Raw genomic sequence first — 16,169 nt, 5'->3', positions numbered from 1 at the left:
GATGCCCACCCGGGCTGGATGCGTTCACTCCGCCACCTCGCTGGATCGACCGTCTGACCTCATCGGACCGGTCGACGTGCCACCAGCCGCCCCTTGCGACGTCGCTGCGGACCGTGCCGCCTATCTTCGTCCAAGAACAGGGTCAACACGTGCACGGAGAACCGGCAAGTCGCCGACAAGAGGTCCGGGCGGGGCACTGGGTGACGAGAGCGTCAGCGCGAGACCGGCTCCCGCTTCTCCTTGATCTTGGCGGCCTTACCGCGCAGCTCACGCAGGTAGTACAGCTTCGCCCGGCGGACGTCACCACGGGTCACGACCTCGATCTTGGACACGATCGGGCTGTGCAGCGGGAAGGTGCGCTCGACTCCGACGCCGAAGCTGACCTTCCGGACGGTGAAGGTCTCCCGCGCTCCGCCACCCTGACGACGGATGACGGCACCCTGGAACACCTGGATGCGCTGACGGTTTCCTTCGACGACCCGCACGTGGACCTTGAGGGTGTCGCCCGGCCAGAACTCGGGCACGTCGGTCCTCAGCGACTCGGCGTCGAGGCTGTCCAGGGTGTGCATGGCAGTCGCTTCCTGAAGAGGTTGAGAGTGGATCGTCCGCGCCCTCGGCCCACGACCGCGGCGAACAACCCATGGCCGAGCCCGACCCGGACCCGTGCGTCGACAGGCTCCACCGCGGAGACGTCCCGCAGGGATCATTCGACCTGAGGCCACCCGAGCCGGTCACGAACCGGCGGACACTGCATTGTACTGTGCCACACGCGCGGGCGACTCCGGCCGCGCACCCCAGGGCTGGGGTACATCCGTCAGATGAACGGACCCGAAACGGACGCATAGCCGGAACAACCCCGCAGGGTGGCAGCCGGTGCCTGTCCCTGGGTCTACAGCGGCCACGCGCCGGCCTCGCGCCCGTCCGGTCGGACGATCAGACTCGGTCCGGCGAGTCCATGGCCGAGCCACGGCCGGCCGCGCACTCGCCGTCGGCAACCGGCCCGGATGCCGCCGCGGCGCCCTTTGGTGCTTCGGCCACCGCGGCTTCGAGGACAGCACGGTCCGCGTCGGACAGCTCGGCGTGCTCCACCAGATCCGGACGCCGTACCAGGGTGCGGCGCAGCGCCTGCGCACGCCGCCACCGGGCCACGGCCGCGTGGTCCCCGGATCGCAGGACCTCGGGCACCTCGGCGCCCCGCCAGAGCTGTGGGCGCGTGTACACCGGGGCCTCGAGCAGACCGTCGGAGAACGAATCGTCAGCCGCCGACGCGCTGTTCCCGAGCACCCCCGGCAGGAGACGGGCGACCGCCTCGAGGATGACCAATGTGGCGACCTCACCACCGGCCAGCACATAGTCCCCGATCGAGATCTCATCATCCGCCCAGGCGTCGATCACCCTGGCGTCGATGCCCTCGTAACGGCCACAGCAGAACACCAGCCACGGCTCCCGCGCGAGTTCCTCGGCGTGACGCTGGGTGAACGGCCTGCCGGCCGGAGTCGGCACCACGACACGCGGGCGGCGGTCCGGGTCCGATGCCGCGATCTCCGTCAGCGCCGCATCCCACGGTTCGGGGCGCATCACCATTCCGGGACCACCGCCGTAGGGGGCGTCATCGACCGTCCGGTGGACGTCGCTGGTCCACGCCCGCAAGTCGTGGGTGCGGACATCGAGCGTCCCCCGCTGCTGGGCCCGGCCCACCAGCGACAGGCGCAACGGCTCGAGGTAAGCGGGAAATATGGTCACGACGTCGGCACGCATCGGCTGCTCCCGGATCATCGGGGCTGGCCCCGAACCGGGGGTCGCCCGAAAACTCGGATCATCGTCGGCCGCCATCCGGGATCCGGCGGCGCGGCCATGGGCCAGGAATGCCGCGGCCCGGCAGACCCGTCCGGCCGGGGTGGGAAGGCGCCTGCGTCCCGAACGGACACCAGCGCATCCACCGGGGCCGGAACGGATCAGTCGAGATCAAGCAGGCCAGGTGGTGGATCCACGACGATCCGGCCCGCGGCCGGATCCACGGTCGGGACGATCTCCCGGACGAACGGAACGAGATGCTCGCCCCCGCCGGGGCGCCCGACGGCGAGCAGGTCGCCCGCCGGCGCGTGGATGACATCCGTCACCCGACCCAGCGGGGCACCGGCCGTCGTGACCGCCTCCAGGCCGACGAGGTCACGGTCCCACCACGTGTCGCCGGCGTCGCCCTCGGCGTCCTCGTCCTCGTCCACCGGTGGCCCGGCCTCGGCGGCGTCGATGGTCAGCAGAACGTCGCGCAGGGCCTCCGCGGCATTGCGGTCCTCGACTCCGTCAAAGCGGATCAGCAGACGGCCCGAGTGCCAGTGGGCTGCGGTGACAGTGAGGGGGGCACCGCCGCCCTCACGCCCGAGCACCGCTCCCACCGCGAACCGGCGCTGCGGCACATCCGTCCGGACCTCGATCGTGACGTCGCCTCGGACACCATGCGGTCGGCCGATCCGGCCGACGACGATCGCCTCAGCCACTGAGGTGGGCGTCGAGTGGACCGCACGCATCTTCACGCCGAAGAGTGCTAGCGGTCCACATCGACGACGTCGATCCGAAGTCCGCGGCCACCAACGCCGCCCATGACCGTGCGGAGAGCACGGGCCGTGCGGCCCCGCCGACCGATGACTTTCCCGAGGTCGTCGGGATGCACCCGTACTTCCAGGGTCCGTCCTCGCCGACCGTTGTTGAGATCCACGCGGACATCGTCAGGATGGTCGACGATGCCCCGCACGAGATGCTCGAGGGCCGCTTCCAGCACCTACTGCCCCGCGGCCGTCGACGCGTCCGCGGCCGGCGCGTCCGCACCCTCCGCCGACGCGGCCTTCTTGGCCTTCTTCGGAGTGGTCGCCGGACGGTCCTCGGCTCCCGCGGCGGCCCGCGCCGCCGCCTGGAAGATCTCCCGCTTGTCAGGCTTCGGCTCGGCGACCTTCATGGGCGGGGGGGCCGGCAGGTTCTTGAACTTCTGCCAGTCACCGGTGACCTTGAGGATCGCGAGGACCGGCTCGGTGGGCTGAGCCCCGACCGACAGCCAGTGCCCCACCCGCTCGGCGTCGACCTTGATGATGCTCGGGTCGGACTTCGGGTGGTACTGCCCGATGGCCTCGATGACCCGGCCGTCCCGCTTGGTGCGGGCGTCGGCCACGACGATGCGGTAATGCGGCTCGCGCATCTTGCCGAGACGCTGCAATTTAATCTTGGTTGCCACGGTGGTCGAACGGCTCCAGACGTGTCGGTGACCGCCGGACTCCAGAGGTACGAAGAGTCCGACGGTGGGAAGCACCAGCGCCGGAACAACCACTCGAGTCACTCTCGTGCGGCACGAGATCGGAGGGCAGCCACACCGACGCTGGCAGGCAGGGCCTGCACTAGAGCTTACAGTCTGCCAGACCGCGGCTGTCGACCGCGCACCCGGGAGACCGCGGGCTCGCCGTGCAGGATCACGCCTCTCAGCGACCGCCGCGCGGACCTCCCGGCGGCATCCCGCCGAGGCCGTCCTGCTGGCGCATGAGGGCCGCGAGGTCCGGCATGCCGTCGGGGAAGCCAGGCCCCTTGTCGAGGCGCTCCTGCGCCGCGGACTTCTGCGCCTTGGCCTGCGCCGCCCGCGCCGCCGGGTTTCCCTTGCGGCTTGCGCCCTTCCCCTTCTTGGCGGCCTTACGGGCGGAGGCGGCCTTCGCCCGGGCCATCCCGCCGGGCAGCCCCATCCCACCCGCCATCTGCCGCATCACCTTGCGGGCCTCCGCGAAACGGTCGAGCAGCTGGTTGACCTCGGTGACCGTGACGCCGGACCCGCGGGCCACCCGCGCCTTGCGAGAGGCTTGAAGGATCCGGGGATCGCGCCGCTCCCCCGGCGTCATCGACCGGATGATGGCGACCACCCGGTCGACGTCGCGGTCATCGACCTGCGCGAGCTGCTCCTTCATCTGCCCCATGCCGGGCAGCATGCCGAGCAGGTTGCCGATCGGACCCATCTTGCGGACCGTGAGCATCTGGTCGAGGAAGTCCTCGAGCGTGAACTCCGAGGCCGCCATCTTGGCGGCCATCGCCTCGGCCTGCTCGGCCTCGAAAGCCTTCTCGGCCTGCTCGATCAGGGTGAGGACGTCACCCATCCCGAGGATCCGCGACGCCATCCGCTCCGGATGAAAGACGTCGAAGTCATCGAGAGCCTCGCCAGTGGAGGCGAACATGATCGGACGTCCGGTCACCTGGGCGACCGACAGCGCCGCACCACCGCGGGCGTCACCGTCGAGCTTGGTCAGGACGACGCCGCTGAACCCGACGCCGTCAGCGAAGGCGTTGGCCGTGGCGACGGCGTCCTGACCGATCATGGCGTCGAGGACGAAGAGGATCTCGTCCGGCGAGACGGCGTCACGGATGTCCGCAGCCTGACGCATCAACTCCTCGTCGACACCGAGCCGGCCCGCCGTGTCGACGACGACGACGTCAAAGACCTGGCGCCGGGCGTGCGCGAGGGCATCGCGAGCCACCTGGACCGGATCCCCGACCCCGTTGCCGGGTTCGGGGGCGAAGACCTCGACGCCGGCGCGGGAGCCGACCACCTGAAGCTGGTTGACCGCGTTCGGGCGCTGCAGGTCGGCCGCGACCAGCAGCGGGGTGTGCCCCTGCGCCTTCAGCCACCGCCCAAGCTTGCCCGCGAGGGTGGTCTTACCCGTACCCTGCAGGCCGGCAAGGAGGATCACGGTAGGCGGCGTCTTCGCGAAGCGAAGGGTCGTCGTGCCGCCGCCGAGGATCGCGACGAGCTCCTCGTTGACGATCTTGATGACCTGCTGTGCCGGATTCAGCGACGCGCCGACCTCGGCCCCCCGCGCCCGGCTCTTGATCGCCGCGACGAAGCTGCGGACCACGGGGAGCGCGACGTCCGCTTCCAGCAGCGCCACCCGGATCTCCCGCGCCGTGGCGTCGATGTCCGCATCGGTCAGGCGCCCCCGACCACGCAGCGACGTGAAGACCTTGTCGAGGCGGCTGGAAAGGGTGTCGAACACGCGCACACACTCCGAGATCGCAGGCGGACCGCAGGCACCAGCGTACGCACCCGACGACGAGGGCAACACACCCCGCGTCCGAACACCCCACGCCCGAACACCCCGCGCCCGAACACCCGGCGGTGGACGTCCACTCGCCCCGCGCCGACTCGCAACCAGCACGGCGTCCGGGCAGACCTGCGCAACGCCCGGCGGCCGACAGTCGGGGGCACACCGTGTGCGGCCCGGCGAGGCATACCCGCACGGACGCCGGCCTGGTCTCGCACCGGCCGGATCCGCCCTCTGCGCTGAGGACGGCGAGACGCCTCGCCGGACGCTCACCCCCCAGCCGGAAACTCGCCGAGGACACTGGTCGCGGCTTGCCGAGGAGCCTCCCGGCTCCGCTCAGCGATGAAGCCTAGATCACATTCCGGACGGCGGGAAGACCTTGACGCGTGACACCCCGTGGTCTGCCTGCTCCACAGGACCCGATGGTGCTCGGCCCGTCAGACCGGTTCGCCGAGCAGGGCGTCGACGAAGGCCTCGGGCTCGAAGGGAGCAAGGTCGTCCGGCCCCTCCCCCAGACCGATCAGCTTGACCGGCACACCCAGCTCGCGCTGCACGGCGATGACGATCCCGCCCTTCGCCGTGCCGTCGAGCTTCGTCAGCACGACCCCGGACAGATCCACCGCCTCGGTGAAGACCCGGGCCTGAACCAGCGCGTTCTGCCCGGTGGTGGCGTCCAGTACCAGCAGTACCTCGTCCACGGGACCGTGCTTGCCCACCACCCGCTTGATCTTCGCCAGCTCGTCCATCAGCCCGGTCTTCGTGTGCAAACGACCGGCGGTATCGATCAGCACGGTGTCGGCGCCCGAGTCGATGCCCTGCTTCACCGCGTCGAAGGCAACCGACGCCGGGTCACCGCCCTCGGCCCCACGGACGGTCACCGCGCCGACCCGCTCGCCCCAGGTCTGAAGCTGATCCGCAGCCGCCGCCCGGAAGGTGTCGGCCGCGCCCAGCACCACCGTCCGACCCTCGGCCACCAGCAGTCGCGCGACCTTGCCGCAGGTCGTGGTCTTCCCAGTGCCGTTGACCCCGACGACGAGGACGACGGCCGGGCGATCCGGCACCGACGTCCGCAGCGAACGATCCGTCGCCGTGCCGACCTGGGCGAGTAGCTCGTCGCGCAGCATCGCCCGCGCCTGGGCCGGGGTACTGGCGCCGAGCACCTTGGTGCGCTCACGCAGCGCGGCGACCAGCTCGCTGGTCGCCGCCACCCCGACGTCGGCGACGAGCAGGGTCGCCTCCACGTCCTCCCAGGTCTCCTCGTCGAGGTTGTCGCCCGACAGCAGGGAGAGCAGACCGCGGCCGAGTGCGTTCTGCGAGCGGGACAGGCGCAGTCGCAGGCGCACCAACCGGCCGGCCGCCGGGGCCGGAGTCTCCGCCGGGGGCCGCTGCTGCGGTGGAACCGGGGGCGCGGGGGCGAGGTCCGGATCCACCGGGCCCGCGGTCGCGGCATCCCCCGTCGGTTGCGGGACCGTCGCATCCGCTCGGGGCGGCGCGGACTCGGGCGCGGCTGGCAGGCCGACATCATCGATCGTCCTGGTCGCCGAATCGCGTGGGACCTCGGCGTCGTCACCGACGCCGGGAGACAGCTCGGTGTCGGGCCGGCCGTCCCTCCCGACGGCCCGGCGGGGGCGCCGCCGCACGGCGCTGCCCACCACGAGTCCCATGGTGGCCAACACGACGACGGCGATGACGACGATCAGGATGAGGAGCTCCACACCCCGATCCTGACAGATGGCCGGGGCCGCCCGGGGTGCTCACCCACCGCCGGCACCCACCCGGGCCGGGTCAGACCGCCGCGCGTTCCCGCAACCGCTGGCTGATCACGGTCGTCACTCCGTCACCGCGCATCGCCACGCCGTACAGGGCGTCGGCGATTTCCATCGTCCGCTTCTGGTGGGTGATGATGATCAGCTGGGACTTCTGCCGCAGCCCCTCGATGGCGTTCAGCAACCGGCCGAGATTGCGATCGTCCAGCGCCGCTTCGACCTCGTCGAGGACGTAGAACGGCGACGGCCGGGCTCGGAAGATCGCCAGCAGGAGTGCGAGCGCTGTCAGCGATCGCTCCCCTCCGGACAGCAGCGACAGCCGCTTGACCTTCTTTCCCGGGGGGCGTGCCTCGACCTCGATCCCGGTGGTCAGCATGTCGTCGGGGTCGGTGAGCACCAGCCGGCCCTCGCCCCCGGGGAACAGCGTGGCGAAGACGACCTCGAACTCCCGGGCGGTGTCGGCGAAGGCCGCGGCAAACACCTCGCGGACCCGGACGTCGACCTCCTCGACCACGAGCAGCAGGTCCCGCCGGGTGCTCTTGATGTCATCGAGCTGCGCAGACAGGAACGCCGCCCTTTCCTGCAGGGCAGCGAACTCCTCCAGCGCCAGGGGGTTGATCCGGCCGAGGCGGGCCAGCTGCTTCTCTGCGGTGGCGGCCCTGGTGGTCTGCTCGGCCCGATCAAACGGCGTCGGCGTATCGTCCGGATCGTCGGGCGGCACCGGCACCTGCGGCCCGAACTCGGCCACGAGATCCTCCGCGCCGATCCCGAACTCCTCCATCGCCTTGGTCTCGAGCGTCTCTGCCCGCAGCCGCTTCTCCGCACGGGCCAGTTCGTCGCGGTGCGCCGCATCCCGCAGCGCCGCAAGCTCGGTGGCCAGCGTCCGCCCCCGCTCGCGCACGGCGGTCAGGTCCGTCTCGGTCGCCCGGCGCAGGGCCTCGGCCTCCTCGCGCTCGGCCGCCGCACGAGCCAGCGAACGGTCCAACCGGTCGAGGGTGACCTGGGTGGCGTTCCCGAGCGCCACCGCGGTCGCGGCCTGCCGTTCGCGCACCTCCCGCCGGCGGGCAGCGGCGGCCCGAGCCGCCCGTTCACTCGCTGCGGCCCGGATCAGCCCGTCCGCCCGACCCTGCAGGCCGCGCACCCGTTCCTCGCTGGTCCGCACGGCCAGCCGGGCCTCGACCTCGGCGGCGCGCACGGCCGAAGTGGCGGTGACCAGCCGGTCCCGCTCGGCCGGCGTCGGCTCGTCGATGTCCGGTTGCGCCGAGGTCGCGGCAAGGGCGGTCTCCAGCTCGGTCAGCGCGCCGTAGGCCCGGTCCCGGGCCGTCTCCGCGCGGCCGCGGGCGGCCTCGAGTCGTGCCACCTCCGAGCCTGCTCCGCCCCTCGCCCGGTCGAGCTGTGCCACCTGCTCGGACAGCGCCCGGTACCGGGCGTCGGCCCCGTGCAGGGCGGCCAGGGCCGCGTCGATGGCCGAGCGGGTCCGGGCAACCTCGGCTCGGGCGGGCTCGAAAGACTCGTGGGCCGTCTCGGCCCGTCGGGCCGCCTCCGTCACCCCGGCCTCTGCCTCGTCGGCCGCAGCCCGCAGCTCGATCGCCGACGGCGGATGCGCGCTGCCGCCGATCGACGCCGCGGGACCGAGGACGTCTCCGGCCCTCGTGACCGTCCGCAGATCAGGCCGGGACCGGACGGCCAGCTCGGCGGCGGCCAGATCGTCCACGACGATGGTGCGTTCGAGCAGCGACACCAGCGCGGAGCGGAAACGGTCGTCGACGATCTCCACCAGCGCGAGAACGGGAACGCAGCCCTCGGGGAGCGGGCCCGCGATGTCGGCGGCCGGCTCGGCCACCTCGCCGCGCCCCCGGCCAGCGTGATGCCCCCCGTCGGGACCGTCGGCGACGTCTGTCGTCCCGTTCGCATTCACCATGGTCCGGGCGGTCACCATCGCCGCCCGGCCGGCATCGGCCTGCCGTAACCAGGCGAACGCAGTCAGTACCTCGGCCGGCGTGGCGACCAGTAGCGCGTCGGCGGCCGGCCCCAGCGCCGCGGCCACCGCCACCTCGGCTCCCGGCCGCACGGTCAATACGCCGGACAGCCGGCCCAGGGGCGTGAACGAGGGGTCCAGGGGCGGGAGTTCGGGTCGACGCTCGACGGCCGAGTCGGAGTCCTTCACCGGAGCTGATCGATGCCGACGGCCGCCCGGACCGCCCCGCTTCCCACCAGCGGACCGCGCAGGCGGCGGATCGCCCGGCGGCGAGCCAGCCCGAGGCGGGTCGGCGCCATCAGGCCGGCCGCCTGCGTTGTCGGGCGACTCGCCCTGGGGAGCCTGCCCCCGCGCCACGGCCTCGAGCAGAGCCGCCGCCCCGTCGGCCGGCGCGAGCGAAAGCTGCAGGGCATCACGACGCGCAGTCCAGGAGGCCCGGTCCCGCTCGGCCGAACGTTCCTGTGCCCGCAGCGTCTCCAGACGGTCGGTCGCGCTGGCATGCACCGCCACCGCGGTGCTGTGCCGTTCGGCGAGTTCCTCTCGAGCGCCCTCCATCTGGGCGAGTTCCGTCTCCAGCGCGGTCCGGGACTCAGAGGCCTCCGCATCGCGCTCCCGCGCGGCCGCCAGCGCCTCCGTCGTCCGCGCGATCTCCTCCTCCGCGCTGGTCGCCCTCGACCGCGCGGCCTCGACCTGGCCGGCCAGGCGAGCGATCTCCTCGCGCCGGGAGGATGCGGCGCGGGCCGCGGCGATCAGCTCGCGTTCCTCATGTGCCAGCGCGGCCTCGAGTTCGGCCCGCCTGGTGACCACCTCTTCGAGCAGCTCGCGATCGCGCTCCAACCGCTCGGTGAGCGCGATCTCCTGCTCCCGGACCGCGGTCGCCTCCTGCTCGAGCTCCTCCGGATCGCGACGACCTCGTAGTTCGTCGGACCCGACCCGCAGCAGCCGGGCTCGCTCCGTCGCCAGCGAGCGGGTCCCCAGCAACCGTTCCCGGAGGGAGGCCATCGCATACCAGGTCTCCTGGGCCGCCGCCGTGCGAGGGACGACGGCGGCAAGCTCCGCCTGGAGCTGTTCCTCGCGCTGCGCCGCGGCGCGCTGCGCCGTCTCGGAGTCGGTAAGACGTCGCCGCAGCGCCTCCTCGTCCACGACATCGGAGGCGATCGCGGCCCGCGCGGAGTGCAGATCGTCCGCGAGCAGCCGAAGCCGGGCGTCCCTGAGCGAGGCCTGGATTACTCCGGCCTTTCGCGCGATCTCCGCCTGCCGGCCGAGGGGACCGAGCTGCCGGCGCAGCTCGGCGGAAAGGTCGGTGAGTCGGGTGAGGTTCGCCGACATCGCCTCGAGCTTGCGCAGCGCCTTCTCCTTGCGCTTGCGGTGCTTGAGAACGCCCGCGGCCTCCTCGATGAACGCCCGGCGATCTTCGGGGCGCGCGTGCAGCACGGCGTCGAGCTGGCCCTGGCCCACGATCACGTGCAGCTCGCGGCCGATCCCCGAGTCGCTCATGAGCTCCTGGATGTCGAGGAGCCGGCATCCCGTGCCGTTGATCGTGTATTCGCTCTCCCCGCTGCGAAACATGAGCCGACCGACAGTCACCTCGGTGTACTCAATTGGCAACGCGCCGTCGGAGTTGTCGATCGTGAGGAGCACCTCGGCCCGGCCGAGCGCTGGGCGCGCGGGAGTGCCCGCAAAGATGACATCCGACATGGTGCCGCCGCGCAGCGCCTTGGCGCCCTGTTCTCCGAGCACCCAGGCGATGGCATCGACCACATTGCTCTTACCGGACCCATTCGGGCCGACCACACAAGTAATTCCGGGCTCGAGATGCAACGAGGTCGAGCTCGCAAAGGACTTGAAGCCCCGCAGGGTCAGGCTCTTGAGGTGCACCGGTCTCCGGAGCGGTGAGGAGGGCTCGCCGGACTGGTGACGGATGGCCGGGATCAGCCGACGGTGGGACAGCCCCATCCTATCGAGCGACGCAAAGCGATCGCGTCGCTACACTCCGGCGAGATCCGCGGAGTCAGAACAACAACCTGCCTCACCAGAATTCCGACGAGACCGGTGCTACATCCCAGCCCCCCGAACGGGGACGGAACATCGCGGCACTCCAAGGTCGCACCGGAGGTCCACCCCCGAGACGACGATCCTGGCGCCGCGACGACCGCCTCCGATTAAGCAACGTTTCGATTACAATGCGTGACCGATTATGCACACACTGAGGCCCGAAAATTGCTTAAAGCTGGGCGCAGTTAGTACGAAGGGGCGCCCCCGCAGGAAACGCCCCGATAGCCGACCTTACGGTTCAGCTGTACGCCGGCTCAGCGTCGAGTGCCCGGACATCCTCCGGTACGTCGACACCTCCAACCAGCGCCTCGTTGACCTCGCGTACTCGAGTCAGTTCAGCCTCAAGCTCCGCAACTCGGGCACGGAGCCGGCGTACCTCGTAGGAGAGACGCAGGTCGCCGCCGGAACCGACGTGGCCGAAAAGGGCCTTCGCCATAGTGATGGTCCTCCACGATGAGTGACCTAGTGGGTGTCGGACAACACAAGATCCGAACAGATCAGAGTGCGCCCCAAACAATGTCTCTAGAGTCCCACGTCGAGTGACCGAAAGTCAAGAGCATGCCACATGCCCCCCGGCTGATCCGGTGAACACGCAAAAACTTGACCGTCATCCTGATGACAGTTCTGCCAGCGCAGCGTCCACAAGCAGTCACTTCCGGCGAAAGTCGACCAGATCGCCCTGTGCCCTCTGCCACACCACCTCGACCCGATCCGTCCAACCAGGGGTGTGACCCGTCACGAGCAGGCGGGCGAGGTCCTGACACGCAGGCTCCGCGCCCTCCGCAATCACCTCGACCGCGCCATCGGGCATATTGGTCGCGGTTCCCACCAGGCCAAGCCGGCGGCCACGGGTACGCACGTAGTCACGAAAACCGACGCCCTGAACGCGGCCGACGACACGAGCCGTGAACCGGACCACGGTCGGGCCAGGCGCCACCTGCTTCATGGGTACCTCGCTCATCAGCACGGTAGGGTACAGCCCATCGTGGACACCTCATCTTTCTCAGACATGGCAGGCCGATCGAGCGAGGCACGACGGCCGGTGGACCCCCAACGGGCGCGGCCCCTCCGGCCGCGTTCCCGCCGCAGGTCCACCGCCGTGGCACTCGTCTGCGGAGCCCTCGGGTCGGCACTGCTGCTCAGCGGTTGCGGGCAGGACTTCTCCCAGGACGGCGGAGCGCTACCCGTCCCGCATGCAAGCACCGACGGTGATCGTCATGTGACGCCCGAACCGGTCGACGGCCAAGCCGAGATCATCGGTCCCGGCTACGCTCCGCCTCGGACCGCCGGGCCCACGCAGACCGCAGTTCCCAACCTTCCGGGCGGCAAGCTCTAGCCAGGAAGATCCGTCGTCTATCCACGCGAGCCGATCGCCGGCGAGACCCGGCCGGACACCCGGTTGCCAAGCCCGAGATCGGCTCGCTCGCCGGCCAGGTAACCTGCCCGGCCGCCGCTGCCGGAAAGCTGACGAGCACGTGGCGTCCGCAGGCGCGGATAGACGGCGGCGAGATGCGCATCCACCCGCTGGCTCCGATCGGCCAGGACCACCGCGACCGACGGACCCCCCACACCGTCGTCCGGGTCCTCCCGCCGCTGAGCCTGAGCCCGCTCGCGAGCCGTCCGCTCCGTGCGGGCCAACCGCTGCGCGACGGCCAAGGCGAACCCGGCCATCCACGACCGGCGAAACGCTCTGGGGTCCTCATGCCGCGGCGGACGCGTGACGGCCAATCCGTGCACCTGCTGCACCAGCAGTGAGGTGAACAACAGCTGCACGCGGTGGATGTCCGTATCCATGCCGAAAAGGTGCGCGGCATGTTCCGTCCCGTGGTCACGGCGAACCGTGCGATGCACGAGCCGGCATCCCAGCGGGGCTGCGATGCTCGCCAACAGCGAGATCTTGTCTCGGGCGTAGGGCGAGTCGACAGCCACCACGAGGTCGGCGGCGGCGACCCGACTCGGCGCGGCCTCCTCGATGAGCGCGCGGTCGATGCCGTACTGAGCGATGAGCTCAGCCGCCTTGATGTTGTACGCCTCCCTGGCGGCCTCGGTGAGCCCCTCGGCCTCCGCCATGGCCAGGAGTTTCCGCACCCGGCCAAGCAGCGCATCCGGATTCATGGCATCTCCGTCCCTCTCGCGCCGGGCGGCCGAAGCGCGACCCGACGCCGTCGGTGGTGCCTCACCGAGCCGGGAGCATCCCGAACTCGGCCCCGGATGAGGCGACTGCGTTGTCCAGCGCGGTGGGCGGGCTCTCAGCGCCCCCGCGTTGCCACGTTCGAGATCACCTCACGACGAGGCGACCGTCTTCGAACATGTGATCGAATCTTACCATCTGGCCCGACGGGGTGGGCGCTGGCAGGTGGGGCAGGTGAAGCTGGATCGGTTCATGAAGGCGTCCCGCCGGATCGTGTCCCCACACCGGCCGCAGAGCAGACCCGCGCGACCGTAGACCTCGAGCGACCGCTCGAACAATCCGCTGACCCCCTCCGTCGAGACGTACAACCTGTCGAAGGACGTCCCGCCCGCGTCGAGCGCCGCAACCATGACCGCGCGGACGCAACCCAGCAGCCGACGGACCTCGGAACGGGTCAGGGTCTCCGTCGGACGGGCATAGTGGAGCCTCGCCGCCCACAGCGCCTCGTCCGCGTAGATGTTGCCCACACCGCTGACCAGCGTCTGGTCGAGCAATGCCCGCTTGATCCCGGTACGACGGTCACGCAGGCGTCGAGCGACGAGGTCCTCGTCGAAAGCGGGGTCAAGTGGATCCCGGGCGATGTGGGCGACCGGCTCGGGCAGTTCTCCACCGCCGACCGCGACCGCGAGGCCGCCAAAGGTTCGCTGGTCCACGAACCGCAGCTCACGGCCTCCGTCAAGGAAGGTGAAGCGGATCCGCAGGTGCTTGTGATCCGGAGTCGTCGGCGGCACCACGAGCAGCTGACCGCTCATGCCGAGATGCGCGATCAGGGCGTCGTCCGGGGCGGATGACGGGGCAGCGTTCGGCAAGGGCAGGCCCATGGGCGCACTCGCCATCTCCGGCTCGACCGCCGGTGGCTGCGTCGGCGCCGGCGCAGCCACCGGAACCACGGCGGCGGCCGTGGGATCCGCTCGAAGTGCAAGCCACAGGTACTTGCCGCGACGTCTCGCGGCCGTTACCCGCCGCCCGACGAGCAGCGCGGAGAAATCGCCCGCACCGGCCGCATGGCGACGGATCGCACGCGGGTGACGCACCTCGACCGAGGCGACGACCCGGCCGACGACGCCACGCTGCAGCCCGCGGCGAACGACCTCCACCTCTGGTAGCTCTGGCATGATCTCCGACTGTCGGGTAAAGGCAGACGTGACGGGCGGCACCAGTGCGGGCCATCCGTCGACCGCGGACCGTCGGGATCATGACGGGCAGGTCGGGCCGCCGCCCTCAGGGACCCGAGAGGTGCCCGTGTTCCAGTCGACCAGCCACGGATGCGTCGCCACGCAGAGCTGGACCGGTCGAACCGCCGTCTCCGTCCGGTTGTGCCGCCCCGGCCGCCCGGCTCTCGAGCACGGCGAAGGCCGCGGCAGCGGCCCGCTGCTCCGCTTCCTTCTTACTGCCGCCCTCGCCCTCGCCCAGGGGCTCGCCGGCGATCCGCGCGTAGGCCGTGAACCTCTTGGCGTGATCGGGACCGGCCTCCTCGACCACGTACTCGGGCGGCCCGAGGGCAAGCAGCGCCGTCTGCTCCTGCAGCGATGTCTTCCAGTCCAGCCCGGCGCCGCGACCCGCGGCCTCGTCCAACAACGGATCGAACAGGCGATGCACGAAGTCGGAGGCGGCGTCGAGGCCGGCCGAGAGATAGACCGCGCCGATAATGGCCTCGAGGGTGTCGGCGAGAATACTCGCCTTGTCGCGACCTCCGGTCGTCTCCTCCCCTCGGCCGAGCAGCAAATAGGGCCCGAGGCCGGTCGGACCGATGCCACGCGCCACGTCGGCGAGCGCCCGCATGTTCACCACCGAGGCCCGCTGCTTGGCCAGCTGCCCCTCGGGAAGATCGGGATGGCGGAGGAAGAGTGCTGCGGTCACGACGAGGCCGAGCACCGCATCGCCCAGAAACTCCAACCGCTCGTTGGTCGGAAGGCCGCCCTTCTCATAGGCGTAGGAACGGTGCGTGAGTGCCCGGTCGAGCAGCTCCGGATCGATGGCGGCCTCAAGGACCTCGATCAGACCGTCCCGCGGCGGAGGAGGCGGAAGATGGCGCGTCATCCGGCCAACCCAGCCAGCGCGCGCCGCCGCGTCACCAGGGTCGCCATTGCGGCCCGCGTCCGCGGGACGAGATCCCCGCGCACGGCCAACGAAGCCACCTTCAGCGCCGCGAGCAGTCCGCCGGCCCCGGCATCCACGGATCCTCCTCGGGTGCGCTCCGCGTGGACCGCGACACCGTCGACCCCCAGCACGATCGTTCCCCCTCGCACATCAGGATCTTCCAATGTTCCCCATGCCGGATCCAGGCCGGCATCGGTGCGGCCGGCCGCATCTTGACGTACCCAGCTCGACACGCCTCGAATGGTCGAGAGCACGACATCACCGGTGTATCCGTCGGTCACCGCGACCTCAAGCCGCCTGCCCGGCCCTGCGGCTGCCGACCATCCTGTCGCCGCCCCATCCTGGCCGGCCGGCTCGGGACCGGCGAGAACGCTTTCCACTGTGCACGGACCGACATAGTTCAGGTCGAGCAACCGAAGCAGCTCGTCGGCGAGGCGCCGCGGCTGATCCGACAACGCCTCCCGGGGGGCCAGCAGCCCGATCCGGGGCGTGTCCACCGTGAACCGCAACGCCGCGTATGCGCTGCCCAGCAGCGCGAACTGGGCGAGTTCATCGGCCGTCACCCCGACGGTCGATCCGGCATCGCACAACACGACGCCCGCATCTCGCCGGCCAACGATCGCAGCAAGCACCGCCTTCGTCGCGCCGGGCAGCAGCCCGTGGGTGAACTGGGCGGCAGCGACGACCGACTCGGCCGGCGCTACCGAGACCATCGCATCGGCGTGACCCTCGCGAACCAGCCGGGCGGCCACCCGGATACCTGCGTCCCGGCGCGCGCGCACGTCACGAAGAGCATCAGGTCCGCCCGTCACCGTACGGGTGGCGGACCTCAGCAGCACTCGCTCGCCAGGCACGATACCGAGCCGCGCCAGATCCTCACGAACACCTTCCGCGGGCGTCACCAGGATCAGCACCAGGCGCGGGTCCGCGTCCAACGCGGTGGGCAACGCTTCAAGGAGGGGCCCGATAGGGAGCCCCTCCCCCAGCAGATCAACGGCGATGCGGGTCAC

Annotated in this window: 14 protein-coding genes; all 14 read right to left on the bottom strand. The window is 70.9% G+C overall.

What is annotated here, in order from left to right; all coding sequences use genetic code 11:
- Nucleotides 1-212 precede the first annotated feature (212 nt).
- Nucleotides 213-569 carry a 50S ribosomal protein L19 gene (rplS, locus tag FRAQA3DRAFT_RS27545; protein ID WP_009742331.1) on the bottom strand — a complete coding sequence of 119 codons (357 nt, stop codon included), beginning with the start codon at nucleotides 567-569 and terminating at the stop codon, nucleotides 213-215.
- Nucleotides 570-933: 364 nt separating this feature from the next.
- Nucleotides 934-1,758 (bottom strand): tRNA (guanosine(37)-N1)-methyltransferase TrmD, encoded by an 825-nt coding sequence (gene trmD / locus FRAQA3DRAFT_RS27540; RefSeq protein ID WP_009742330.1) that lies wholly within the window; start codon nucleotides 1,756-1,758, stop codon nucleotides 934-936.
- Nucleotides 1,759-1,955: 197 nt separating this feature from the next.
- Nucleotides 1,956-2,498 (bottom strand): ribosome maturation factor RimM, encoded by a 543-nt coding sequence (rimM, locus tag FRAQA3DRAFT_RS27535; RefSeq protein WP_035923615.1) that lies wholly within the window; start codon nucleotides 2,496-2,498, stop codon nucleotides 1,956-1,958.
- Between the two features lie 47 nt (nucleotides 2,499-2,545).
- Nucleotides 2,546-2,779 carry an RNA-binding protein gene (locus FRAQA3DRAFT_RS27530; protein WP_009742328.1) on the bottom strand — a complete coding sequence of 78 codons (234 nt, stop codon included), beginning with the start codon at nucleotides 2,777-2,779 and terminating at the stop codon, nucleotides 2,546-2,548.
- The gene (rpsP, locus tag FRAQA3DRAFT_RS27525; RefSeq protein WP_035923614.1) at nucleotides 2,780-3,226 is read right to left on the bottom strand and encodes a 30S ribosomal protein S16; all 447 of its coding nucleotides are present in this window, start codon (nucleotides 3,224-3,226) and stop codon (nucleotides 2,780-2,782) included. It abuts the gene before it with no gap.
- Between the two features lie 241 nt (nucleotides 3,227-3,467).
- The gene (gene ffh, locus FRAQA3DRAFT_RS27520) at nucleotides 3,468-5,021 is read right to left on the bottom strand and encodes a signal recognition particle protein (protein WP_009742326.1); all 1,554 of its coding nucleotides are present in this window, start codon (nucleotides 5,019-5,021) and stop codon (nucleotides 3,468-3,470) included.
- Nucleotides 5,022-5,506: 485 nt separating this feature from the next.
- Nucleotides 5,507-6,784 (bottom strand): signal recognition particle-docking protein FtsY, encoded by a 1,278-nt coding sequence (ftsY, locus tag FRAQA3DRAFT_RS27515; protein WP_009742325.1) that lies wholly within the window; start codon nucleotides 6,782-6,784, stop codon nucleotides 5,507-5,509.
- A 70-nt stretch (nucleotides 6,785-6,854) separates the two neighbouring features.
- On the bottom strand, nucleotides 6,855-10,691 hold the full coding sequence (locus FRAQA3DRAFT_RS27510; protein ID WP_009742324.1) for an AAA family ATPase: 3,837 nt from the start codon (nucleotides 10,689-10,691) through the stop codon (nucleotides 6,855-6,857).
- A gap of 415 nt (nucleotides 10,692-11,106) precedes the next feature.
- Entirely contained in the window at nucleotides 11,107-11,304 is a 198-nt protein-coding gene (locus FRAQA3DRAFT_RS27505; protein ID WP_009742323.1) for a hypothetical protein, read from the bottom strand.
- A gap of 213 nt (nucleotides 11,305-11,517) precedes the next feature.
- Entirely contained in the window at nucleotides 11,518-11,814 is a 297-nt protein-coding gene (locus FRAQA3DRAFT_RS27500) for an acylphosphatase (RefSeq protein ID WP_009742322.1), read from the bottom strand.
- 407 nt (nucleotides 11,815-12,221) lie between these two features.
- Nucleotides 12,222-12,983 carry a DUF2786 domain-containing protein gene (locus FRAQA3DRAFT_RS27495; protein ID WP_009742321.1) on the bottom strand — a complete coding sequence of 254 codons (762 nt, stop codon included), beginning with the start codon at nucleotides 12,981-12,983 and terminating at the stop codon, nucleotides 12,222-12,224.
- A gap of 207 nt (nucleotides 12,984-13,190) precedes the next feature.
- Nucleotides 13,191-14,174, bottom strand: a complete 984-nt coding sequence (gene mutM / locus FRAQA3DRAFT_RS27490) for a bifunctional DNA-formamidopyrimidine glycosylase/DNA-(apurinic or apyrimidinic site) lyase (RefSeq protein WP_035921605.1) — start codon at nucleotides 14,172-14,174, stop codon at nucleotides 13,191-13,193.
- 106 nt (nucleotides 14,175-14,280) lie between these two features.
- A complete protein-coding gene (gene rnc / locus FRAQA3DRAFT_RS27485) occupies nucleotides 14,281-15,099 on the bottom strand; it encodes a ribonuclease III (protein WP_009742319.1) in 819 nt (272 codons plus the stop codon).
- Nucleotides 15,096-16,169 (bottom strand): phosphate starvation protein PhoH, encoded by a 1,074-nt coding sequence (locus FRAQA3DRAFT_RS27480; protein ID WP_009742318.1) that lies wholly within the window; start codon nucleotides 16,167-16,169, stop codon nucleotides 15,096-15,098. The genes rnc and FRAQA3DRAFT_RS27480 overlap by 4 nt, the downstream gene beginning before the upstream one ends.

The sequence above is a fragment of the Frankia sp. QA3 genome, assembly GCF_000262465.1.
GTDB lineage: Bacteria > Actinomycetota > Actinomycetes > Frankiales > Frankiaceae > Frankia.
The sequence above is the reverse complement of the archived record's forward strand: the minus strand, read 5'-3'. Positions and strand labels throughout refer to the sequence as shown.

What these genes read in the sequence shown, in the direction of transcription:
- rplS (WP_009742331.1), bottom strand. Translation starts at nt 569, where the DNA reads ATGCACACCCTGGACAGCCTCGACGCCGAGTCGCTGAGGACCGACGTG.
- trmD (WP_009742330.1), bottom strand. Translation starts at nt 1,758, where the DNA reads ATGCGTGCCGACGTCGTGACCATATTTCCCGCTTACCTCGAGCCGTTG.
- FRAQA3DRAFT_RS27505 (WP_009742323.1), bottom strand. Translation starts at nt 11,304, where the DNA reads ATGGCGAAGGCCCTTTTCGGCCACGTCGGTTCCGGCGGCGACCTGCGT.
- FRAQA3DRAFT_RS27500 (WP_009742322.1), bottom strand. Translation starts at nt 11,814, where the DNA reads ATGAAGCAGGTGGCGCCTGGCCCGACCGTGGTCCGGTTCACGGCTCGT.
- FRAQA3DRAFT_RS27495 (WP_009742321.1), bottom strand. Translation starts at nt 12,983, where the DNA reads ATGAATCCGGATGCGCTGCTTGGCCGGGTGCGGAAACTCCTGGCCATG.
- mutM (WP_035921605.1), bottom strand. Translation starts at nt 14,174, where the DNA reads ATGCCAGAGCTACCAGAGGTGGAGGTCGTTCGCCGCGGGCTGCAGCGT.
- rnc (WP_009742319.1), bottom strand. Translation starts at nt 15,099, where the DNA reads ATGACGCGCCATCTTCCGCCTCCTCCGCCGCGGGACGGTCTGATCGAG.